At 68.3% G+C, this 18,717-nt stretch carries 5 protein-coding genes; all 5 read right to left on the reverse strand.

Annotated elements, in window-relative coordinates:
* Position 1 precedes the first annotated feature (1 nt).
* Positions 2-6,649, reverse strand: a complete 6,648-nt coding sequence (locus F8568_RS40395) for a DEAD/DEAH box helicase (protein WP_328601243.1) — start codon at positions 6,647-6,649, stop codon at positions 2-4.
* A gap of 178 nt (positions 6,650-6,827) precedes the next feature.
* Positions 6,828-11,963 (reverse strand): class I SAM-dependent DNA methyltransferase, encoded by a 5,136-nt coding sequence (locus F8568_RS40400; RefSeq protein ID WP_151599114.1) that lies wholly within the window; start codon positions 11,961-11,963, stop codon positions 6,828-6,830.
* Complete coding sequence (locus tag F8568_RS40405) at positions 11,960-14,734, reverse strand: DEAD/DEAH box helicase (RefSeq protein ID WP_328601244.1); 2,775 nt, start codon at positions 14,732-14,734, stop codon at positions 11,960-11,962. Before F8568_RS40405 ends, F8568_RS40400 begins: the two co-directional genes overlap by 4 nt.
* Positions 14,735-14,804: 70 nt before the next feature.
* Positions 14,805-15,812 carry a serine/threonine-protein kinase gene (locus F8568_RS40410; protein ID WP_160573938.1) on the reverse strand — a complete coding sequence of 336 codons (1,008 nt, stop codon included), beginning with the start codon at positions 15,810-15,812 and terminating at the stop codon, positions 14,805-14,807.
* A gap of 562 nt (positions 15,813-16,374) precedes the next feature.
* On the reverse strand, positions 16,375-18,474 hold the full coding sequence (locus F8568_RS40415) for an N-6 DNA methylase (RefSeq protein WP_202125918.1): 2,100 nt from the start codon (positions 18,472-18,474) through the stop codon (positions 16,375-16,377).
* Between the last annotated feature and the right edge of the window lie 243 nt (positions 18,475-18,717).

The raw sequence follows: 18,717 nt of genomic DNA on the forward strand, positions 1-18,717 counted from the left end.
CTCACTCGCTCCCGTTCATCGTTCGTGCCGCCAGTTCGTCCGCCGTCCACAGGCGCGCCGTCCGGATCTCCCAGCCGGCCTGCGCGTAGGCGCGGTAGCGGTCCGTCGCCTCCTGGTCGTTGCCGGCGAGCACGACCGCTACCTTTGCGTGCGGCCATGCCATCTCGGCCTGCCACCCGTTCTCGCCCAGCTCGTAACCCACCTCCGGGACGGGGACGCCTCGCTCCTCGAGGGCCCGCGCCAGCGTCGCCAGCCCCGGCTCGTCCGGATCGAGCAGGTCGAAGACCTCGGTCCAGGCAGCACCGGATTCCCCGGCCGGGGGCGGCGACACGGGCTCCGGCCGCGGCTCGCCGGCCGGCCGTTCGCCCTCCGGTACTGTGGCCTCAGGTTCTGCCTGCTGCCCGAGCTCGATGTCCGCGGTGTCGTCGTTGACAAGTCCAGCGTCCGTCCCGGGCACTGTGTCCGCACGGGCCCAGGCGCCTGTGACGGTGTCGCTCGTCTCCCCCAGCTCTTCTGGGGCCAGAGGCGTCAGGCCGAGGGTGCTGAGCAGGCCGTCACCGCCGATGACGGCCAGCGTGGACGGGTCGAACGCGTCCAACGCCGTGTAGGCGAGTTGCCCGCCGTCCCCGTCGCCGTAGGACAGGAACTGCAACAGGTTTCCCCAGTACAGCCATGCCTGCCAACGGCGTTGGTGGCCGCGCTCGTCCGCCGCGATGGTGGCGGGACGGTCGTCCACGACGGCGAAGCCGCTCCACACCCGGGTCCTCGGGTTGGCGATGACGGTCAGCGGGCACCCGGACGCATCGGCGGTGGACACCACCACCAGGTCACCCGCGGGCGGCGTGGGCAGGGGTTCGCCGCGCAGTGCCGCCGCCACGACCTCGCCGAGGTGTCCGGGCGCGCAGGGCCGCATCGCGACGCCGGGCATGACGAGCCCGGTTACGGCGGCCTCGGAGCGGCGCCGCCAGCGTTCCAGGTCGGGGTCGGTGAGAAACGCCAGCAGGGTGTGGACGGGGCTCGTCCAGATCAGCCCCGCCAGTTCGCTCGGGTCGCCTCCGTAGGCGAGGTGGCCTTCGCGGGCACGTTGCTGGGCGTTGCCCTGGTAGGGGTGCCAGGCCGGATGCTCCGGCGCCTCACCGGTCTCCCAGTGCCGGATGTCATCCCAGTTGAGTTGGAAGACGACGTGGCCGTGGGCGCGCAGCCGGTCCCGCTTGGCAGCGTCGTTGGCGAGCCGGTTGTGTTCGGGCGAAGCGTGGTAGGCGTACCCGTCTAGGTAGACGTCGACTTCCAGTGGCGCGGCGTCGAGCCGCCGGAACCGGACGTCGGGCCTGGTCTCCTTGACCGTGCTTTGCAGGATGACCTGCCAGTGCACCACCGCCCCGTCCAGACCGGTGACGCGCAGGTCGGCGGTGCGGCGGTCGTTGACCAGCCCGCCGGGGCCGAGCGCGCGCGCCGCGCCGGGTTCGGCGGCCCAGAGCTTGAGCCCGGCCAGGAACCGGTCCTCCAGCTCGCTTTCGACCTGGTCCCAGAGGGAGATCTCGTCGGTGCTCGCGACGGGAGCGGCCGCCCAGCCGTCGAGGAGGTCGTGGAGCATCTCGACGGCGAGGCCGCGGTCGGCGTAGGCGAACTCGTCGTCGTCGGCGTGCGCGAGCAGGCAGCGGTGGCAGGCGTTCTTGCCCTCGTCGTCCGCGCAGGGGCAGTCCTCCACGACGGCCAAGGCGTGTTCGAGGACCTCCTTGAAACCCTCTTCGGAGGACAGGCGGTGCAGATAGCCCGTGCCACCGGGCAGCGTGTCGTAAAGGACGAGAAACCGCCGCCGGTGCCCGCTGTGGTGCAGGTGGTCGGGCATGGTGGCGGTCACGATGTCCAGGTGGTCGGGGTCGCCGCCGTACTTACGGGCGATCCCGACCATCAGCGCCGTCCGGAACGAGGCGGTCCGCTCGGGGATCAGGGTCGTCGCGACCGGGACCAGGATGCGCAGTGCCTCGGTCTCCAGCTCGTGCGCCAGGATCAGGCGGACATGCTCGACGTCGTCGCCGCGCCGCTGAGGGCACCAGGGCCGGTGGTGGCTCACCGATGAGTCGAAGGTCGTGCCCGCCGTCCCGGCGAGGCGCCGCCCGCCGTCCGGCTCGCCATCCGCGGTGGCGCCTCCGCAAGACGTGCAGACAGCGAACGGAGTGATGCGCCGCAGTTCACCGGCGAACTCGTCGCCCGCGGGTCGGTCCATCTTCAGCGTGCCGAGGTTGAAGCGGCGGATGCGGGCGTGCCGGGTGAAGTCGATCCCGAACGTGCGCCCGGCGTGCCGCCACGAGCCCGGCTCGATCGCCTCGACGGGGACGTCCACGGCGACGGCCCGCTCGTAGTAGCGGCGCTGCCGCTCATCGTGATCGTCGCGGATGCGGGCGTCGTCGCGCCGGTCGTGCGCGGTGACCTTGGTGGGGACCAGGACGGTGTGCAGGGCGCTGCGATCGCCGATCTTGTGGTTGCGGCAGCGTGGGCAGAGGGAGGTGTCCTCCACGGCCGCGGTGGTGCGGACGTGGCCGCACTGCTGGCAGATCCGCCACTGCTGGTAGGCGGGACGCTGCGGGGTACCGATGTCCAGACCGGTCACGGTGTGGCGGTAGCCGCGGATGTAGAAGCTGTTGCCGGGGGCGAGCTCGGTCAGCGCCAGGAGCGCGGAACGTCCGTATTCGCGTAGTTCGCTGTGGTAGCGGCGATCGCCGCGGTCACGGGCGCGACCTTCCTGCGGCCGCTCCGTGCGGTCGCCGTCCAGCCGCTCCTCCCAAGTGAGGGTCGCCTCCAGGGCGGTGGGAGTGTCGATGAGCGAGTAGTTGGGCAGCAGGCCGAGCTCGACGAGGGTACCGTGTGCGTCGCGACGGCCGATCTCGCCGATCCGCCGCTGGACGGCGCGCAGCTCGGCCATGAGCTCGGCCCGGCGGGCGCGCTGCTGCGGGTCGGACTCGACCATCGCCGCGACCGCCGCCTCGATCACCTCGATGCGGGCGCGCAGGTCCTGAAGGCGCTCGGCCCAGAGCCGTTCGGCGTTCCCGATCGCCTCGCGCAGCCCGGCCGCGGCGAACTCGCGTAGCCGGGCGGCGGCCTCGGCCGTCACGCCCCGCTCGGCGTCGCCCGCCACTGGCCCGAACAGGCCGAGGAAGGACTCCACCAGTTCTGGGCCGCGTTCGAGGACCGCGTCCCGGAACGCGGCGAGCCACCCGGAGTCGCCGAACAGCGCCGAGGCGGTCCGCGGCAGCGGCAGCACGCCGGGGAACTTCTCGCGCGCCGCCAGGTCCACCAGGTGCGCGACGTACTGGCGTTGCAGGATCTCGATGGCGGACAGGTAGCAGCCGGGCGGCACGATCTCCCCGGCAATCATGTCGCGAGGCTCGGCGAGGTAGTAGCGGTCGCGGGCGCGCCTGCCGATGAACGTCAGCAGCAGGGCGTTGCCGGTCTCGCGGCCCGCACGGCCCGCCCGCTGGACGTAGTTGGCGGGGCCGTGTGGGAGGGAGGCGAGGATGACGGCGGACAGGTCGCCGATGTCGATGCCGAGTTCCAGTGTCGGCGTGCAGGCCAGCACGTTCGGGTCGCTGTAGCGCTTGCCTTCGCGGAACTCCCGCTCGACCTTCTCCCGCTGGGGCCGGGTGAGCGCGCCGGTGTGCTCGGCGGTGATGACGCGGAACGGTTCGGCGCTGAGGTACAGCCGCCGGTAGTAGTCGTTGGCGAAGCGGTCGTCGTCATTGGGTTCCAGGCGGCCCGTGCAGCGGTACCGGGGGCAAGGGGCGCCCAACCATTCACGGAAGCGAGCAGGGTGGACCGTCTGCTTCCAGTTGCAGACGGGACAGTGGACCCCGGCCTCGCTTACGTGGTCGTCGGTGAGCCGCCACACCTGGATGTGGCCGGGCAGCAGCCCATACACCTGCGTGGTGCCGTCGCCGGCGGTGCGGCGGGCCAGGACGTCCTCGTCGACGAGCAGGTCAAGCAGGCGGCCGAGGTAGCCGGTCGCCGCACCGGCGTCGAGCCCGAGACAGCGGGCCGTCCAGTCCTGGTACCAGTTGCCGCGGCCGATGATGCCGTCGAACTCGCTGCGCTCCTTGCGCCCGCCGAGCAGGAAGCGCGGCGCGGGCAGGCCGCTGGGGAACGCGGGCATGCCGTCGGGGCGGCGGCCCCAGATGGTCATGTAGCGCCTGGTTCCGGCGTTGTCGATCCAGCCGTCCAGCCAGTGGTGCTTGATGCCGCCGCGCATCCGGATGCGTTCCAGGAGACCCCGCACGTAGTTCACATACATGGACTCGTCAGGGAGCCCGGCCATCTGGGCGGCAGTGCGCAGATGCAGGTCGCGGGCGAGTGCCCCGACGCGGTCGGGCTCGTCGAGCATGACCTCAGCGGCGGCGGTCCGGGTGAGCTCGAGGGTCCGGCCCTGCCGGGAGCGGAGCCCGAACTCCAGGACGGCGGCGAACGCCAGGCGCTCCCCGATAAGCCGCCACGTCCTGGACGACCCTTCGGCCTCCCCGGCCAGCAGGGCGTCCACGTCTTCGCGGTCGTGCAGATCGGGAGGGACCACAGACGGCAGGTACTTGGGGTCGCTGGCCTCCTTGACCACGTCCGATATCAGCTCGTTCAGCGGGACGGGCGCCGCCTCGTCAAGCCCGCCGGCCAGCAGCAGCCGCAGCGAGAACCCGTACGAGCGGTTGGCGACGAACCCGGCCCGGTGCGCGGCGTCCTGCACCGAGTCATTGAACAGCAGCGTCTTGCGCTGTTCGGCTTCGAGCTGGCCACCGGTGAACAGCTCGGTGATCGCGACGGAGGCGAGTGCGGCCAAGCCAGAGCCGAGAAACCGGGTGCCCTGATCCATGCCGCAGGCCGGGCACCTGTCGTTCTCGGCCGCGCGGTTGCCGTCCGCGTCGTGGGACAGGTCGGTGAGGACGAAGACGTCCCGGAAATCGCTTCTGCTGGCGTAGTCGGCGTCCCGTGACGGGTTGACCGGCCGCACGTGGTGGCCTCCGGCCTCCAAGACCATCACGGCGGGTCCCGGACGCCCGGCGAGCTGGTCGGCGACCTCGTTCGGCGTCGCGGTGATCATGGCGCGGACGAGGCGCTTGTCGGAGATCCCGGCTCGGTAGATGCGGGCGGCGTCGGTGACCAGGTCGTACGGGTCCCGTTCTGGGGAAATGGCGGCCCATCCGGCGCGACCGCAGTGCCGGCAATACACGGCCGGGAGCATCTCGCGCCCGCCGCCCGCCATGGTCGATTCGGCGTCCAGCGCGGGGAGCGGCTCACCGAACCACCCGAACGACGGCTTCGGCCCGACGGCGCGCAGCAACCGCGAAACCGACCGCACCCACAGGTGCGTTTCGATGTGCAGGAACGGGGCCTTCCCGCGCTCGTCGTCCGGGTCGCGCGCGATCGACAGCAGCGCCACGAAACGGGCCAGGGCCGTCGCCGCCTGCTTGGGCGAGAGGCGGATGGCCGCGCCCCAGTTGTAGGCGCCCTTGCGGGGCAGCAGTTCGAGGATCTCCTCGAACGTGTGCGGCCTGCCGTCCAGGACGTCCAGGACGGCGCTGGTCAGGATGTGTCGTCGCAGCACCACCGCGAGTTCCTGCGCGCTTAGCGCGTCCCGTCCGGTGACGGCCGCCATGACTCGCCCCATTGCCGAGTCGTCACCGTGCGGGTCGGGGATGCTCGCGAGTTCCTGCGGATCCGGTAGAGGGAGTGTGTAGTCGATGTCGCCGATGAACTCCTCGACGGACTGGCGGTCCTCGCCGATGACCGAGTCTTCTGGGAACGGGGTGCCGAACACCGTCTCGGCGACCGCCCTGATCTTCGCGCCGTCGCCGCCCTCGCCCAGCGTCGCGCTAGTGGCGACCGGGCAGATCCGGCCGAGGGGCCGCCCCGGCTCGCTGTGTCCGGTCGCCGCCGCCAGCCGCCGCAAGAGCATCGCGACGTCGGTGCCTTGCGCGCCGTCGTAGGTGTGGAACTCATCCACCACCACGTAGGCGATGTCGGCGCCCTCCCAGAGAGGGAGGTCGTCGGCGCGCTGGAGCAGCAGGTCCAGCATCTTGTAGTTGGTGATGAGGATGTCCGGTCGCGTCCGCCGGATCTCCCCGCGTCGGGTCAGCACGCCCGCGAACTCGGTGTCGGGGACATCGCCGATGTAGAGGCCCGCCGAAACATCGCCGAGGCCGTGCCGGGCGAGCAGCTTGCTGATGCGGTCGGCCTGGTCGGTGGCGAGCGCGTTCATCGGGTACAACACGACGGCCCTGACCCCGGGGTTCCCTTGTTTCCGCTGCCTCCGGCAGTGATCCAAGATCGGGATCAGAAACGACTCCGTCTTGCCCGACCCGGTCCCGGTCGTGATCAGTGTTGGCTGCGCCTGCTTCCGGTATGTGCTGAGCCGTTCGAACGCGCGGGCCTGATGCCGGTACGGTCGAAACCCGTCCGGCGCCCACTCGAACAAGCGGCGCCACCCGTCGTCCGCCCTGCGGAATGGCGTGCGGATCCGCAGGTAGGGGCCGCGGAAGATGCCGAGTTCGGGATGGTTGAGGAACCTCTCCAGCCCGTCGCGCACCTGGTCGTCGGCGAGCGCGAACGTCGTGGAGAGGTACTGCGTCAGGTTCCGCCGCACCTCCTCGGCGGCAAGAGTCGGCCTCACCCGAGCACCCCTTCCACTCCGCTTCTCACCCTCGTCGGCCTGCGGCGGGCCTCCCACAGAGGCGGCGCGCCGTGCCCCTCTGCAGCCAACCCACTCCACAGCCCCGGTCGAGCGCACCATTCCTGACCGGCGCCGCCCGTCGAATGCTGAGCGCGTCGCTCATAGGCAAGGCCCGAAGTCACCCGTCTCCGCCACCTTCCGGCGACCAGCCGGTCTCCTTGGTCTTCCGCAACCGATCCGAGAAGGCGGCATAGGCCTGCCGATACTCTTCCTCTCGATCCACCCTATAGAACGGCGCAACATATCCTTCCGGCGGAGGAACATTCTGTGGATCATCCAGATGTTCCATTAGCCGGAGATAATTCTCCTTGGTTTGGCCATGGCCGTAGGCGTTGAAATTCTCTGCAATCCTACGGCCCTCAGCGTCGAACCACATCGCGCTCTCATATGTCACTGCGTGCGGGAATCGCGCCCAATAAATGGCCATGAGTTCCTCGGTTCCCATGCCCAGCATCAGAGCGATAATTGCATCAATCTCCACGAGTGCCGCGCGACGCTCATACTCGGTCAGCAATGGCGTATCGTGATCCCAGAACGAAATTGCTTTTTCGAGAGGGCGGATTCTCGGCCATGGCGCAGCCCATCGTTCACTACCCCATTCTTGGACGTAGAGCTCCTCCCAGAGTTCCCCGTAGGCTATGGTCAGGCAGTTCAAGCGCAACGTTCGTAGCAAAAGTGCGTTCGCGAGAGGATGGTCCGGGTCGGCTACGGGAAGTGTGCGAGCGTCCGTCACATCGAGGTGACCACGTCCTGTGACCCGCAGCAAGTAATCGAGAGGCAGAGCTGACCAGAAACCTGCCACTAGCGCTGTCTCGCGATTGCTGGGAAGGGCCATGGAACGGACCAGGTGGATATGCGCTGGACCGGGAGGAATGAGGACAGGAAAAAGACTGCGTTCGGTGCTGTTAGGAATCATCTCCCGCCAGGCAACCCGGTAGAATTCCGTGTACCTTCTATGTGCCTTCTCGCGCAGGTATGCCCTCACATGGTCTGTCTCTACATCGGCAAGAGCTATGCCTTCTCGTGCAGCTATAACACGTCGAGCGTCTTCAACGGCCTTCTCGGACGCCAGGAGTTGGGCGAACCGCTGGTGATCGAGCCATCGGTCCTGGGCCTGCCGATAGCGTTCCAGATCAGTCGCTCGTCGATAGTCGGTCGACGGTACGGCGTCCGGAGGCAATTTCTTCAGATCGACCGGGCGATCGTTACGACCCATGTTGGGCGGCTGCTTGGCGAAGGGCGTTGCGAGTGAAAATTGCGGCCCACGCAGAATCACCTCTGACCAGTTGTCTGAATGCCCTGGTCTCCATTCGATGAGCCCGCTCTTTTTGGCATCAGCCTCATGGAAGCCAGCGCTGATCTGTGGACTCATCTCTTGCAGGCGATGCCCCACCGCCGCAAGTGCGGAGATGGCACTCCTCTCTGCGGTCGTCACAGGATAGAGGAGCCGTGTCTCGCTAACCCCAGCTTTGACCTCCCCAGCCAAGCGGCGCCAATCCGAGAGAACCTGCTCATCAACCCACATCATCCGGTCACGATGCGGACGGAGGTCCCATTGGCCATTATATTTAATACCCGGACGTTCTCCGGTGCCATCATGATCGAAGGATCCAAGCAGTGGGTCGATGCCGTAAAGCCAACTTACGTGGACAAAGCCTACCGCCTTCTCCGGGCCATAGATTTGAACTGCATATTCCACGTTCCAGTCTATATCGGCGAAAAGAAGACGCCTGTTGTGAAAGTGGGCATGAATGCGAAGATGTCGATAAGCGGCTGCGCGGAGCTTTCCTTCGTGCGCCCCATTGAAGTGAGAGTCTGGATGAAGTAGACCTGCCCTGCCAGCAGGTCCCAGGCTTCGCCATGCCCGTACCATAAACGCTCGATACAGATTCGGTTGGGTTCCAGCAAGCAGCTGGAAGGTAGCTGGCGAGCCCAAGAAGCTTGCTACACCTATGCTCGCGACGAGTTCATCAAGAAAAAACTGTTTTGGTCTCTCAGGGCGAAGCGCAAGCTCTTTCTTCTGCTTCCACGTCTCCGCAGATGGCCTGTTGGCGAGCTCGAACCACGGGTCGAGCTCGGCCAAAACCAGAGATTCCTCCCAGCGTGGGCGGACCCAAGGGGGATTACCGACCTGGAGGTCGAAGCCGCCGCGGTGGAAGATCTGGGCGAAGTCGAGTTCCCAGTGGAAGAAGCCCTGCCGTTTGGCGATGTCCTCGATGGTGTCGAGCCAGGGGAAGCGTTCGCCGAGACGGAACGGGTCCTCCATACCCATCCAGGCGAGGAGCTGGTCTTCGTGCTCGTCCAGTTGAGCGAGGGAATCGAATTCCGGGAAGAGCGAGCCTTGGGGGATGTCGTCGACGCCGAGAAGGGCCTCGGCGAAGTCGAGCCAGTCGTCGAGGTCGTTGAGCGGGATGACAGGCCGGCGCTCGGGCCGCCGGGGCTTGGGCCGAGGCCGTGGGCGCGGCTTCACCGGGGCCAGTTTCTCCTGGACCGGGGATTCGCCGAAGAGGGACTGCTCTTCCCACGTCGCCGGGAATCCCGCGGGTTCGGGGTCCGGGACCGTTAGGGAGATCTCATTGGGCCGGGTGTCGTGGCGGCTGTCGAGAACGTCAGAGCTGAGCCGCTCGTAGATCTCGTCGGAGCCGTCCAGGAGGCCGACCTTCTCCAGCGGCCAGAACCAGAGGGCGCACCAGGCGTCCATGAAGGTCTTCAAGCGCCAGTAAGGCGTGCCTGCGGCGGTCAGGTTGGCTTTGATCTCGTCCCGGGTGAGGGTCTCGCGGGGGTGGGCCAGGCCGTCCGCGCCCCAGACGTCGATCGGACGGCTGATCTCCCGTTCGGAGATCTGGAGGCGCTTGATGACCAGGTCCCACAGGTACTCGGCTCGGCGGGAGAGGGCCTGGAGGCGATCGAGCTGGGTTAGTTTCTCGCCTTGCTTCTTCTTGTCGCGGGGGTCCTTGAGGAGCTGCTTGCGCCAGGCGGCGAGTCGCTTGGCCTCTTCGGGTGCGAGGGCCTTGGCCTCCTTCTCGCTCGCTACCGCGCCCCAGCCCGCGGCGGGCAGGAGGAAATGGTGGACGTGGCCGTTCGGGATCGGGCCGTCGCGGAACGGGCGGTCGTTGGGGGCGGAGTTCAGCCACTCCTTCTTCTTTAGCTTGTCCGGCGGATAGAGGCGGCGGCCGGCGCCGATGAGGGAATTGCCGCGGCGCAGGTGGAGGCCGAACCACGGGGCTTGGAGGCCGGGGTACATCACGTTCAGCCAGAGCGAGACCTCAGCTAGTTCCACGGCGGTCTCGTTCAGGTCGACGCCATAGGAGTTGTGCAGCGCGATGTACGCCTTGGCCTTCTGGAGCTCGTCGGCGTACTGCTCCGGTTCCAACTGCTCGTTCTTCTCGGCCTGGCGGCGCTTCAGGTACTCGGCGGCGACCTGGTTGATGGCCTCGTTCAGGAATGCGCCGGAGCCGAGGGCGGGCTCGCAGATCGTCCAGTGGAGGATCTCGTCGGCCTTTGTCGTTTCGCCGTTCTGGTCGAGGCGCTCGCGCAGGGCGAGCTGGACGGTGACCTGGGTCAGGGACTCGGGCGTGTAGTAGGACGCGCTGGTCTGGCGGTCGCGGCCGGCGAGCCGGTAGACGAACGCTCCGGGCTTGTAGACGACGCGGTCCTCTGTCTTGAATCCGTTCTCGTCGATGCGGCGGACGAAGACCGAGTCGTCATAATCGTGGATCTTGGATGCGGGGATCATCCAGGAGCCGTCTTTGGGGTCGCCGTTCTTGGCGACCTCGTACAGCTCCTCGTCCGCGATGAAGCCCGTGTACGACATCAGCCCCTCGTACACGGCGCCGAGCTGGTTGATGCCGAGCTGGGCGTAGGAGATGAAGCCTCCGCGCTCCTTGCGCTTGCCCTTGGCGAGCATGAGCAGGCGCAGCACCCGGTAGAGCGCCTCGTTGCGGAGGCGGGTGTCGATGTGGGGCGAGTCCGGGGCGTCCTCGTCCATGACGATCTCGCCGATGAGGGACGTGCGGGACGGCTCGAACAGATCCGCCTTGAGCGGCTCGAAACGCAGGCCCTCGCCCTCGGACGCGTTCTCGGCCGAGGCATCGTTGCGGTGGTTGTGGCCCCTGTTCACCATGTCGAAGAGCAGGTCCAGGGACTCGTACAAGTGGAAGCCGCGGCGGGACTCCTCCGACACTAGGTCCCGGACGATCAGGTCGCCGATGCGGGCCATGCTGTAGCCCTTGACGTATGCCTCGTCGTCGGAGGGCAGCACGCCGAGTTCCGGACGGGCTTCCGCGTACAGCAGGAACAGGATGCGGTACAGGTACCGCAGCGCCTGGCGGCCGAGGTTCTTCGCCAGTGCGGCGGGCTCGTCGATCTCGCGCGGGTTGACGCCCTGCTCGCGGATGCGGTCCAGGACCTCGTTCGCGATGATCTCGATGGAGTCGCGCAGGCCGTCACGCAGGTCCTCTGACACACCGACGGCGTGCTGGCGGGAACCGGTGAGCAGTTCGGCGAGCTTCTCGGTACCGCCTTCCTCGGGCGGGAGCAGGGAGTCGGCGCCGAAGAGGGCGGCGATGGTGTCGATCTCGCCGGGCATCGCGTTGCCGCGCCCGAGCGCGACGTCCAGGCTGACGGCCAGGTAGCGGCCCTCGCCCCAGGTGGCGCGGTCTGCGAGGATGATGACGCCGCCCGCGAGGACCAGCACGTAACGGGGCGGCTCGTCGCAGGCGAACAGCCATGTGGCGAGCTTGTCCCCGGTCTCGATCCGGTCGCGGTCGTCCAGGTCTACCGGTGCGAGGAGCAGGCCCGCCTGCTCGGGGTCGAGCGCGGCGTCCACGTCGGGCGCCCAGCCGCATTCGATCGCGATGACGGTGGGCCGGTCGGCAGGTTCGGCGTGCGCGACGGAGACCTCGTACTGCTTGTCGGCGCGTTCGACGATGATCGTCCGCGGTGCCGCGTCGAACCCCAGCGCGCGGAGCACGTCGCCGTGCAGTTCGTGCAAGGTCTTGCGCCATTCGAGCGGGTGCTGGCGGACGTTGCCCTCGCGGATGTTCGCCAGGAAGTCGGCGAAGTAGGCGCGGTTCTTGAAGTACTCCTTGCGCAGGGCGCGCAGGCCGCTGCGAGGGGTCGCCTCCTTGTTCTTCTCCCGTTCGGTCCAGCGGGCGAGGAGGCTGTCCTTCTTCTTCAGGTCCTTGGGCAGCACTTCGGCCAGGTAGTGCGCCGAGAAATAGTCGCCGCGGTTGACCAGCGAGTCGTAGCTCACGCGTCCTCCTCCAGCACGGCGAGGATCCGCACCAGCGGCTCCCCGGTGGTCTCCAAGCTCCGCAGCAGCCGCTCCTGTTCTGCGACCGTGCTGCCTACCGCCTGCCGTTTGCGTCGTGCGTGCGAGTCTTCGCCGATGCCGCTCAGCGCCGTCTGCTCCCACTCCTGGATCCGGCTGCGGTGCTCGCGCAGCGGAGCGGTGACCCGTTCGGCGTGCTCGTCGCGCCGCTCGTCCAGGAATCGGCGGGCCGCGTCGACGGCCGGGCGGACGAGTGTCTGGAGCGTCGGCAGATCCGGGTGGCGCAGCGTGTTGATCATGTCGGGTCCGACGCCCGCCTCGGCCAGCACTTCGGTCATGTCGCGGACGACCGGCGCGCCCGGCAGGCCGCTGACGGCCATCCACTCGACGACGGTGGGCTGGCCGAGATCGTTGGAGTAGACACCCTGGACCAGGAACGTCGGCTCGGTGACCTTGGCGGCGATCACCGGGGCCTGCTGGCGGACGAGCTGGATCTGCACCTTGTCGACCAGCCACTCCACCATCGGGTGCAGATCAGACAGATAGGCGATGTCCGGCCAGAGGGTCTGGGTCCTGCGGGCCTGGTCCAGCTTCCGCTGGGCCAGGTCGCGGTCGAAGGTCACCTTCATCCGCTCGGTAATCTTGTGGGTGCGCAGGTAGGAGGCGGGCAGCGCGGATAGGCGGTGCACCAGGTCTCGGGGCGGTTCGAGCGCGAGCATCTGGCCGTCGTCATCGACCTTCAGGTCCGGGACGACGGTGCGCAGGGCCTCGCGGACGAACGCCTCGGTGGAGCGGAACAGCCGGGGCACGTCGGCGCGCTCCAGCTCTGCGACGACCTCCTCGCTCGCCACCGTGCCGAACAGCTCGGCCATGAAGTCGACGGGTGGGGCCTCAGCCAGGGACTGCTCGACGGACTTTCCGGCGAGCAGGTCCTTGATGAGGCGGTCCTCCTCCTTTTTCGCGGTGAACTCGCGGGTCACCGCTTCGGCGGTGCCGAGGCTGCGGTGCGCCTCCTGCTCGCGCAGCAGCAGCTTCTCCGCGACGGTGGTGTCGTCCTTGGTCCCCTTGACCGACGACTGGAGGATCAGCGCGCGGAACTGCGGTGCGTTCTGCTGTCCGTACCGGTCGATGCGGCCGTTGCGCTGCTCGATGCGGATCAGGCTCCACGGCAGGTCGTAGTGGACGAGGTGATGGCACTGGCGGTGCAGGTTGACGCCCTCGGACGCCACGTCGCCGGTGAACAGCAGCCGGACTTTGCTGTCGGCGAGGGAGAACTCCTCGACGATCTGCTGTTGCTGCTGGTCGGAGCAGCCGCCGTGCATCAGCAGGACCTGGTCGGATTTCAGCCCCAGCTCGGGCGGGACGGTGTCGCGGAGCCACTCGAGGGTGGGGATGCTCTCGGAGAACACCACGGCCCGGGTGGCGCTGTTCTCACCGACGCCGATCTCCCGGAGCTGCTCGACGAGCGCCGTGCGTTTGGCAGAGTCGGTGTCGTCCATCGCGTCCACGAGACGGGCGAGGTCGTTGAGGGCATCGATCTCGCGCGGCTCAGTGGCGTTCTTCAGGCGCCTAGCCACGGTGGAACCGAGCGCCTTGTGGGAGGAGAGAAACGCCTTGAGTAGGGTGTAGGGGAACAGGCGGCGCTCCTGGCCGACGACGGACCCGCCGGTTCGCTCGGGCCCGGCCAGCCAGGTCCGGGTAAGCTCCGCGAAGATCTTCTCTTCCTTGTCGCCGGCGGGGCAGCGGATCGGGAGCGAGGGGCCGCGGTCGGGCCACCTTGCGCCGATCTCGTCCCGTACCTCCCGGCTGATCTTGGTCCGACGCAGGTAGAGATGCTTGATCTGCTCGGCGGAATAGCTGCGCGGGTCGGCGATGGCGGCCGGGTCGAGCAGACCGATGAGCTGCGCGAACGATTCGGCGTCGCCATTGTGCGGGGTCGCGCTGGCCAGCAGGAGGGCGTCGGTGCGCGCGGCCAGCAGCCTGGCCAGCCGGTTGCGCAGGTTCCCCTCGTTGATGAGGTTGTGGGACTCGTCGATCACGACGGCGTCCCAGAACATGTTCTCCAGGTGCTGGCCGTACCTGCCCTGGTTCTTCAGGGTGTCGATCGAGATGATGACGCGCTTGTAGTACAGGAACGGATTGCGGCCCGCGGGGATGTCGCGCTGGATGCGCTCGATGCCGACCGAGTCGAGCCGGACGAGCGGGATCGCGAACCGTGTCCACAGCTCGTGCTGGAACTGCTCCAGTACCTGCTGCGGCGTCACCACGAGGATCCGCTCGCCCCGGCCGCGGCGGATCAGCTCGGCAAGGATCAGCCCGATTTCGAGCGTCTTACCGAGGCCCACCACGTCGGCGAGCAGGATGCGCGGCCGCAGGCCGGCCAGCGCCAGCTCAGCGGGACGCCGCTGGTAGGTGAGCGGGTCGAGCAGGAACCCGTCGGCGAGCGCTAGCCCGCGTTCGGACTGCGGGAGGGGGGTGCGGCGCAGCACCGACTCCAGGAACAGCCGGGACCTGGCGAAGGCGGGGCTGGTGTCGGCCACGAGCACCGTGTCCTCCGGCCGCAGCGGTGTCACCCGGTCGATGCCGGTGAAGAAGACCGCGTCCTCGTCGCGGACGAACTCCGAGACCCCGACCGCTCTGATCATGTAGCCGTCGCGCGCGGTGGGCGTGCAGGTGCGCACCATCCATTCGGCGTCGCGGACCTCGATCCGCGCGCCGGGCGCGTAAGCCGTCGTCGCGCCGGTGGCGGTCACTCAAGGGCTCCTTCGTTAGGGCTCGGCCTGGGTTAGGGGACGGGGGCTGCGCGTCTGGGCTGCATGCAGGTCATAGTCGCGTGCCGCGCTGGTAGGCGCTGCGCAGTCGTGTCGCAAGAGCGTCCACCGCAGGGACGGGTGGCCGGACCTCCCGGCGGCGCACCGGCGGCCTGGGCGGCTCGATGTCGGAGGGCGGATCCGTTGGCTGCTCGACATAGGTGAGCGTGGCCAAGTGCACGCGGGCGTCCTGCGGAGAGAGACCGGCGCTCCAGCACACCTGCCGGAACTCTGCCGACGCTTGCCCAAGGGTCGGGCGCACTTCTGGCTCGTACGCCACCATCGCGGAGATCACCGGCTCCAGCGTGGCGGGCACGCCGCTCAGATCAGGCGAGGTACCGGGGTCGGTGATGGCGTGGATCATGGCGGGCAGGTTCGGCCGCTCGTACGGATAGTGCTGGGCGAGCGCGAAGACGAGGGTCGCGCCGAGGGAGTAGACGTCGGCCGCGGCAGTGAGGTCCCTCGGGTTGGAGATCTGTTCGGGGGAGCACGTCACCGGAGTACCGATGAACTGGTTGCTCCGCGTGAGCTCCTGATCGGAACCGAGCAACGCCACCAGCCCGAAGTCGATGACCTTGGGGCCGTCGGCGGCGAGCATGATATTGGCGGGCTTGAGGTCCCGGTGCCACAGGTCGGCGGCGTGGATGGCGCCGAGGGCCTCGGTGAGCAGGTCACCGAGCGCCGCGCCCATGTCGCCCGGGAGCGGTCCACGGGCGTCGACGTACTGGCGGAGCGTAAGCCCGCGGATGTAGGCCATCGCGAGCCAGGCCGGTTCCTCGCCCGGCTCCGACGCGGCGACCAGGGACGCCACGCGCGATCCCTGCACCGTGCGCATGGCCCCGATCTCATTCTCGAACCGTGCGCGCAGTTCCCCGTCCGCCGCCGCGCTGCGCTTGCTGATCACCTTGACGGCGACCTGGTCCCCATCGGGGGTAATCCCGAAATAGACCGTCCCCATGGCGCCTTCCCCCAGCCGCCCGTGCAGCTCGATGCCACCAATCGTGCGGGGATCGGACGGCATGAGGGATTCCATTACCACCTGCCCTGTCGCGACGGCCCGGGCCGCGTCAGATATGACGATCAGTGCGCTGCCGAGCCAGAATAGGGCGTCACGCGGGGCCATGAGGCGGCTACCGGAGAGTCGCGCGCGGTGGGGAGGGCAGACGCACGGCCGGTTCCATGGCACGCGCCGATTCACTCGACCTTCCGAGCGCGGTGACATCGCAGGTCGCACGCGTCGCATCGGCGCACATTGGACGGGTGGTCTCATAGCGCGCCGCCTCCCCAATCAAGTCCCGTGCGGATTGGCCGTATCTGGACAAGGGCCGAAGCCGTTCGGCCCGTCGTCGCCCCCTCGAAAGGGATTGGCGCGAGTTCGGATGCCTGGCGCAGTTCTGTTGCGCGCCGGTCAAGGCATTGGCGGGCGTCACCAAAACAGCACCGGCCGTCGAACGGGAGCAGCGAGATCTCGGTTCGGCGGGCGTCCACGCGGCAGTTCGACGCCTCCTCTTTTCGGAGGCTCGGGGGAGTGAAGGGCGTTCCGGCAGAGGTCACGACGGCGACCCGCCCCACTCGGCTGTTTCTCATGACGGCTCGATGCCATGAGGAAGGAGCGCCCCGCCACAGAGGGTGTTGGCGAGAAGCTCCGCTGTCTCCTCGGCGCGCTCGGCGGCATTCCGTGCGCTGACTCGGAGTTCGTGAATTCTCCGGAACGCCAGGCCGTAAGCGGTCTGCTCTTCCGGGGGAAGCAACGGGACGCGTAGCCGAGTCGCAACGAGTTGGTGCGTCGAGGTGCCGGTCGTCGCCTGGCTGACGTTGTCGGGTGCGCTGACGAACCCGGCGAGGAACCAGGGATCGAGCCGCTCGGGATCCGGCCGGAGCAGGAACACCCCGCTGCCGAGCAGGCACCCGGCGTCGTCCTCACCGGCTACCCGGGTGGCGGCTCCCTGGGGGCCGACGATCTGCGTGAGCAGAACATCCCCCTCTTCGATGACGACCGGGGCGGCCGGCTGCAGCTCGCCGGGGTCACCGCCGGCCGGGATTCCATCGACCAGGTCCCTTGCTCGAAGGACACGACGGTCCGCGACGTCGGCGGTGAGCGGAACGCCGGCCGTGGGGGCACGCTCTCCTCGGTGGACTGCGAGCGCGCCGCCGCGGGCAAGATCGGCGACGGTGGCGCTGCGCCAGGTGCGACCGGTCTCCCCAGCCGCAGCCCACGGCCCGATCCTGCTCGCCTCCGCCAGGTCCGCCACGTCCGTCTTGAGACGCTCGGTGAGTTCGGTGACGTGGCGCAGGGCTGCGTCCGGCGTGATCAGCGCTGCTGAACGGACGTGCCGTGCCGGCGAGAGGTCGACGAGTTCGTCGAGGAGGTCGATCGGGGCCATAGCCCGGGCGGTACCGGGAACCTCGCTGAACTCGGTCGACGTTGTGAACGCTTTCCATGTGCTGAGGATCGTCTCGTGTAGCCCGCTTCCGTCCGATGCCTCGCTTCGGCCAGCCGACCGGCCCTCGGTGGCAACGGCCTCGTCGGCCGCGTCCATCAGCAGGACCAGGTCCTGACCGGGACGTTCGGCTTCCGGACGCCGAAATATCCACACGTGGAGCCCGATGTGGTACGGCACAGCGAGACCCGGCGGGAGCGCGATGACCGCGCGCACCGCCCCATGCCGGAGCAGCTCCGCACGGATCCGGCGGCCCGAGGACCGGGACGCGGTGGCCGGCGGCAACAGCAACACGGCCAGCCCGCCGGCGTTCAGGTGCGCCATCGCATGCTGGATCCAGGCGAGTTCAGGCTCGGAGCGCGGCGGTACGCCATAAGCCCAGCGCGTGTCGAACGCCAGGTCGTCGTGCCCCCAGTCCCGGTCTCCATAGGGCGGATTGCACACTACGGCGTCCACACGAAGGTCGCGAAAGGCATCGTCGCGCAGACTGTCTCCAGTCCTGACGTCCGCGGGTGGCCCGGGTGACTCATCGGCGATTCGCGTCCTGGCTAGGGCGGCAGTGACAGCACGGTACTCCTGACCATGGACACCTGCGCCGGGCTCGAGCCTGGCTGCGGCCGCGGCGAGGAGCCGTCCGCCCCCGCATGCGGGGTCCAGAACGCTTCGAACCCGCGGGCCTCCGGTCACCGCCAGGTCGGCCATCATTTCGGCGAGCACCGGCGGTGTTGCATGCAATCCTCGAACGCCGGTCGGCGCTTCAGAATGCTCCTCAAGTACGTCGAAGACGGCGAGGGGACCTTCCTCACGAATCACGTTTGCCGCCGACCGCAGGAGAGCCGCCGGTACATCCGCATGGCTCCGCTCGACCGGACCGGTGGACGAGGCCGCTTGCGAAAGCAACCCGAGAAGCTCATCGTCGCCGAGCGCCGCGATCTTGTCGCGTTCCTTCTTGCCAAACCCGGCAACGTGCGCCGCAAACAGCGCCACTGCCTCGACGTCGCACTGCGTGGGCTCACGCAGCCCGACTCGCAATTCGTCTCTGGCCGACCGTGCGGGGAGGCGACCGCGCGCGTCGAGCCAAGCTTCGACCTGCCGCCGGTCATAGCTGGGGCTGGCTTCCGTTCCTCCGCTGGGCTGCGGGAAGTCGGGGTGACGCCGACGCCAGTTGCTCACGGTCGCGCGCGTCACGCCGGCAAGCCGGGAGATCTCGGCGGCGGTCAACCGCTCGCCCTGCGATGCCATCGGAACTTCCCTTGTCTGGTTTTCGGGAGCACGGTCACTGTACACCAATCCCTCGATCGAAGTCATTTGACAACGCTTTCATTCGATGTTCTCCTGGTAGAGCTTTCAACGGCTCTGCCAGGGATAGGCCGATCACCACGTCGAGCTTGCCCGGCACGGGAAGGCGAGCGGCCGGTGTACACGAAGGACGCTTCCGGCCCGAGACCGCCGGGATGACTGGGCCCTTGTCCTTCGAGGCGACGC

The organism is Actinomadura physcomitrii (assembly GCF_008923205.2).
Lineage (GTDB): Bacteria > Actinomycetota > Actinomycetes > Streptosporangiales > Streptosporangiaceae > Spirillospora > Spirillospora physcomitrii.

Coding starts and splice junctions, on each gene's coding strand:
- F8568_RS40410 (WP_160573938.1), bottom strand. CDS start 15,812: ATGCCGTCCGATCCCCGCACGATTGGTGGCATCGAGCTGCACGGGCGG.
- F8568_RS40415 (WP_202125918.1), bottom strand. CDS start 18,474: ATGGCATCGCAGGGCGAGCGGTTGACCGCCGCCGAGATCTCCCGGCTT.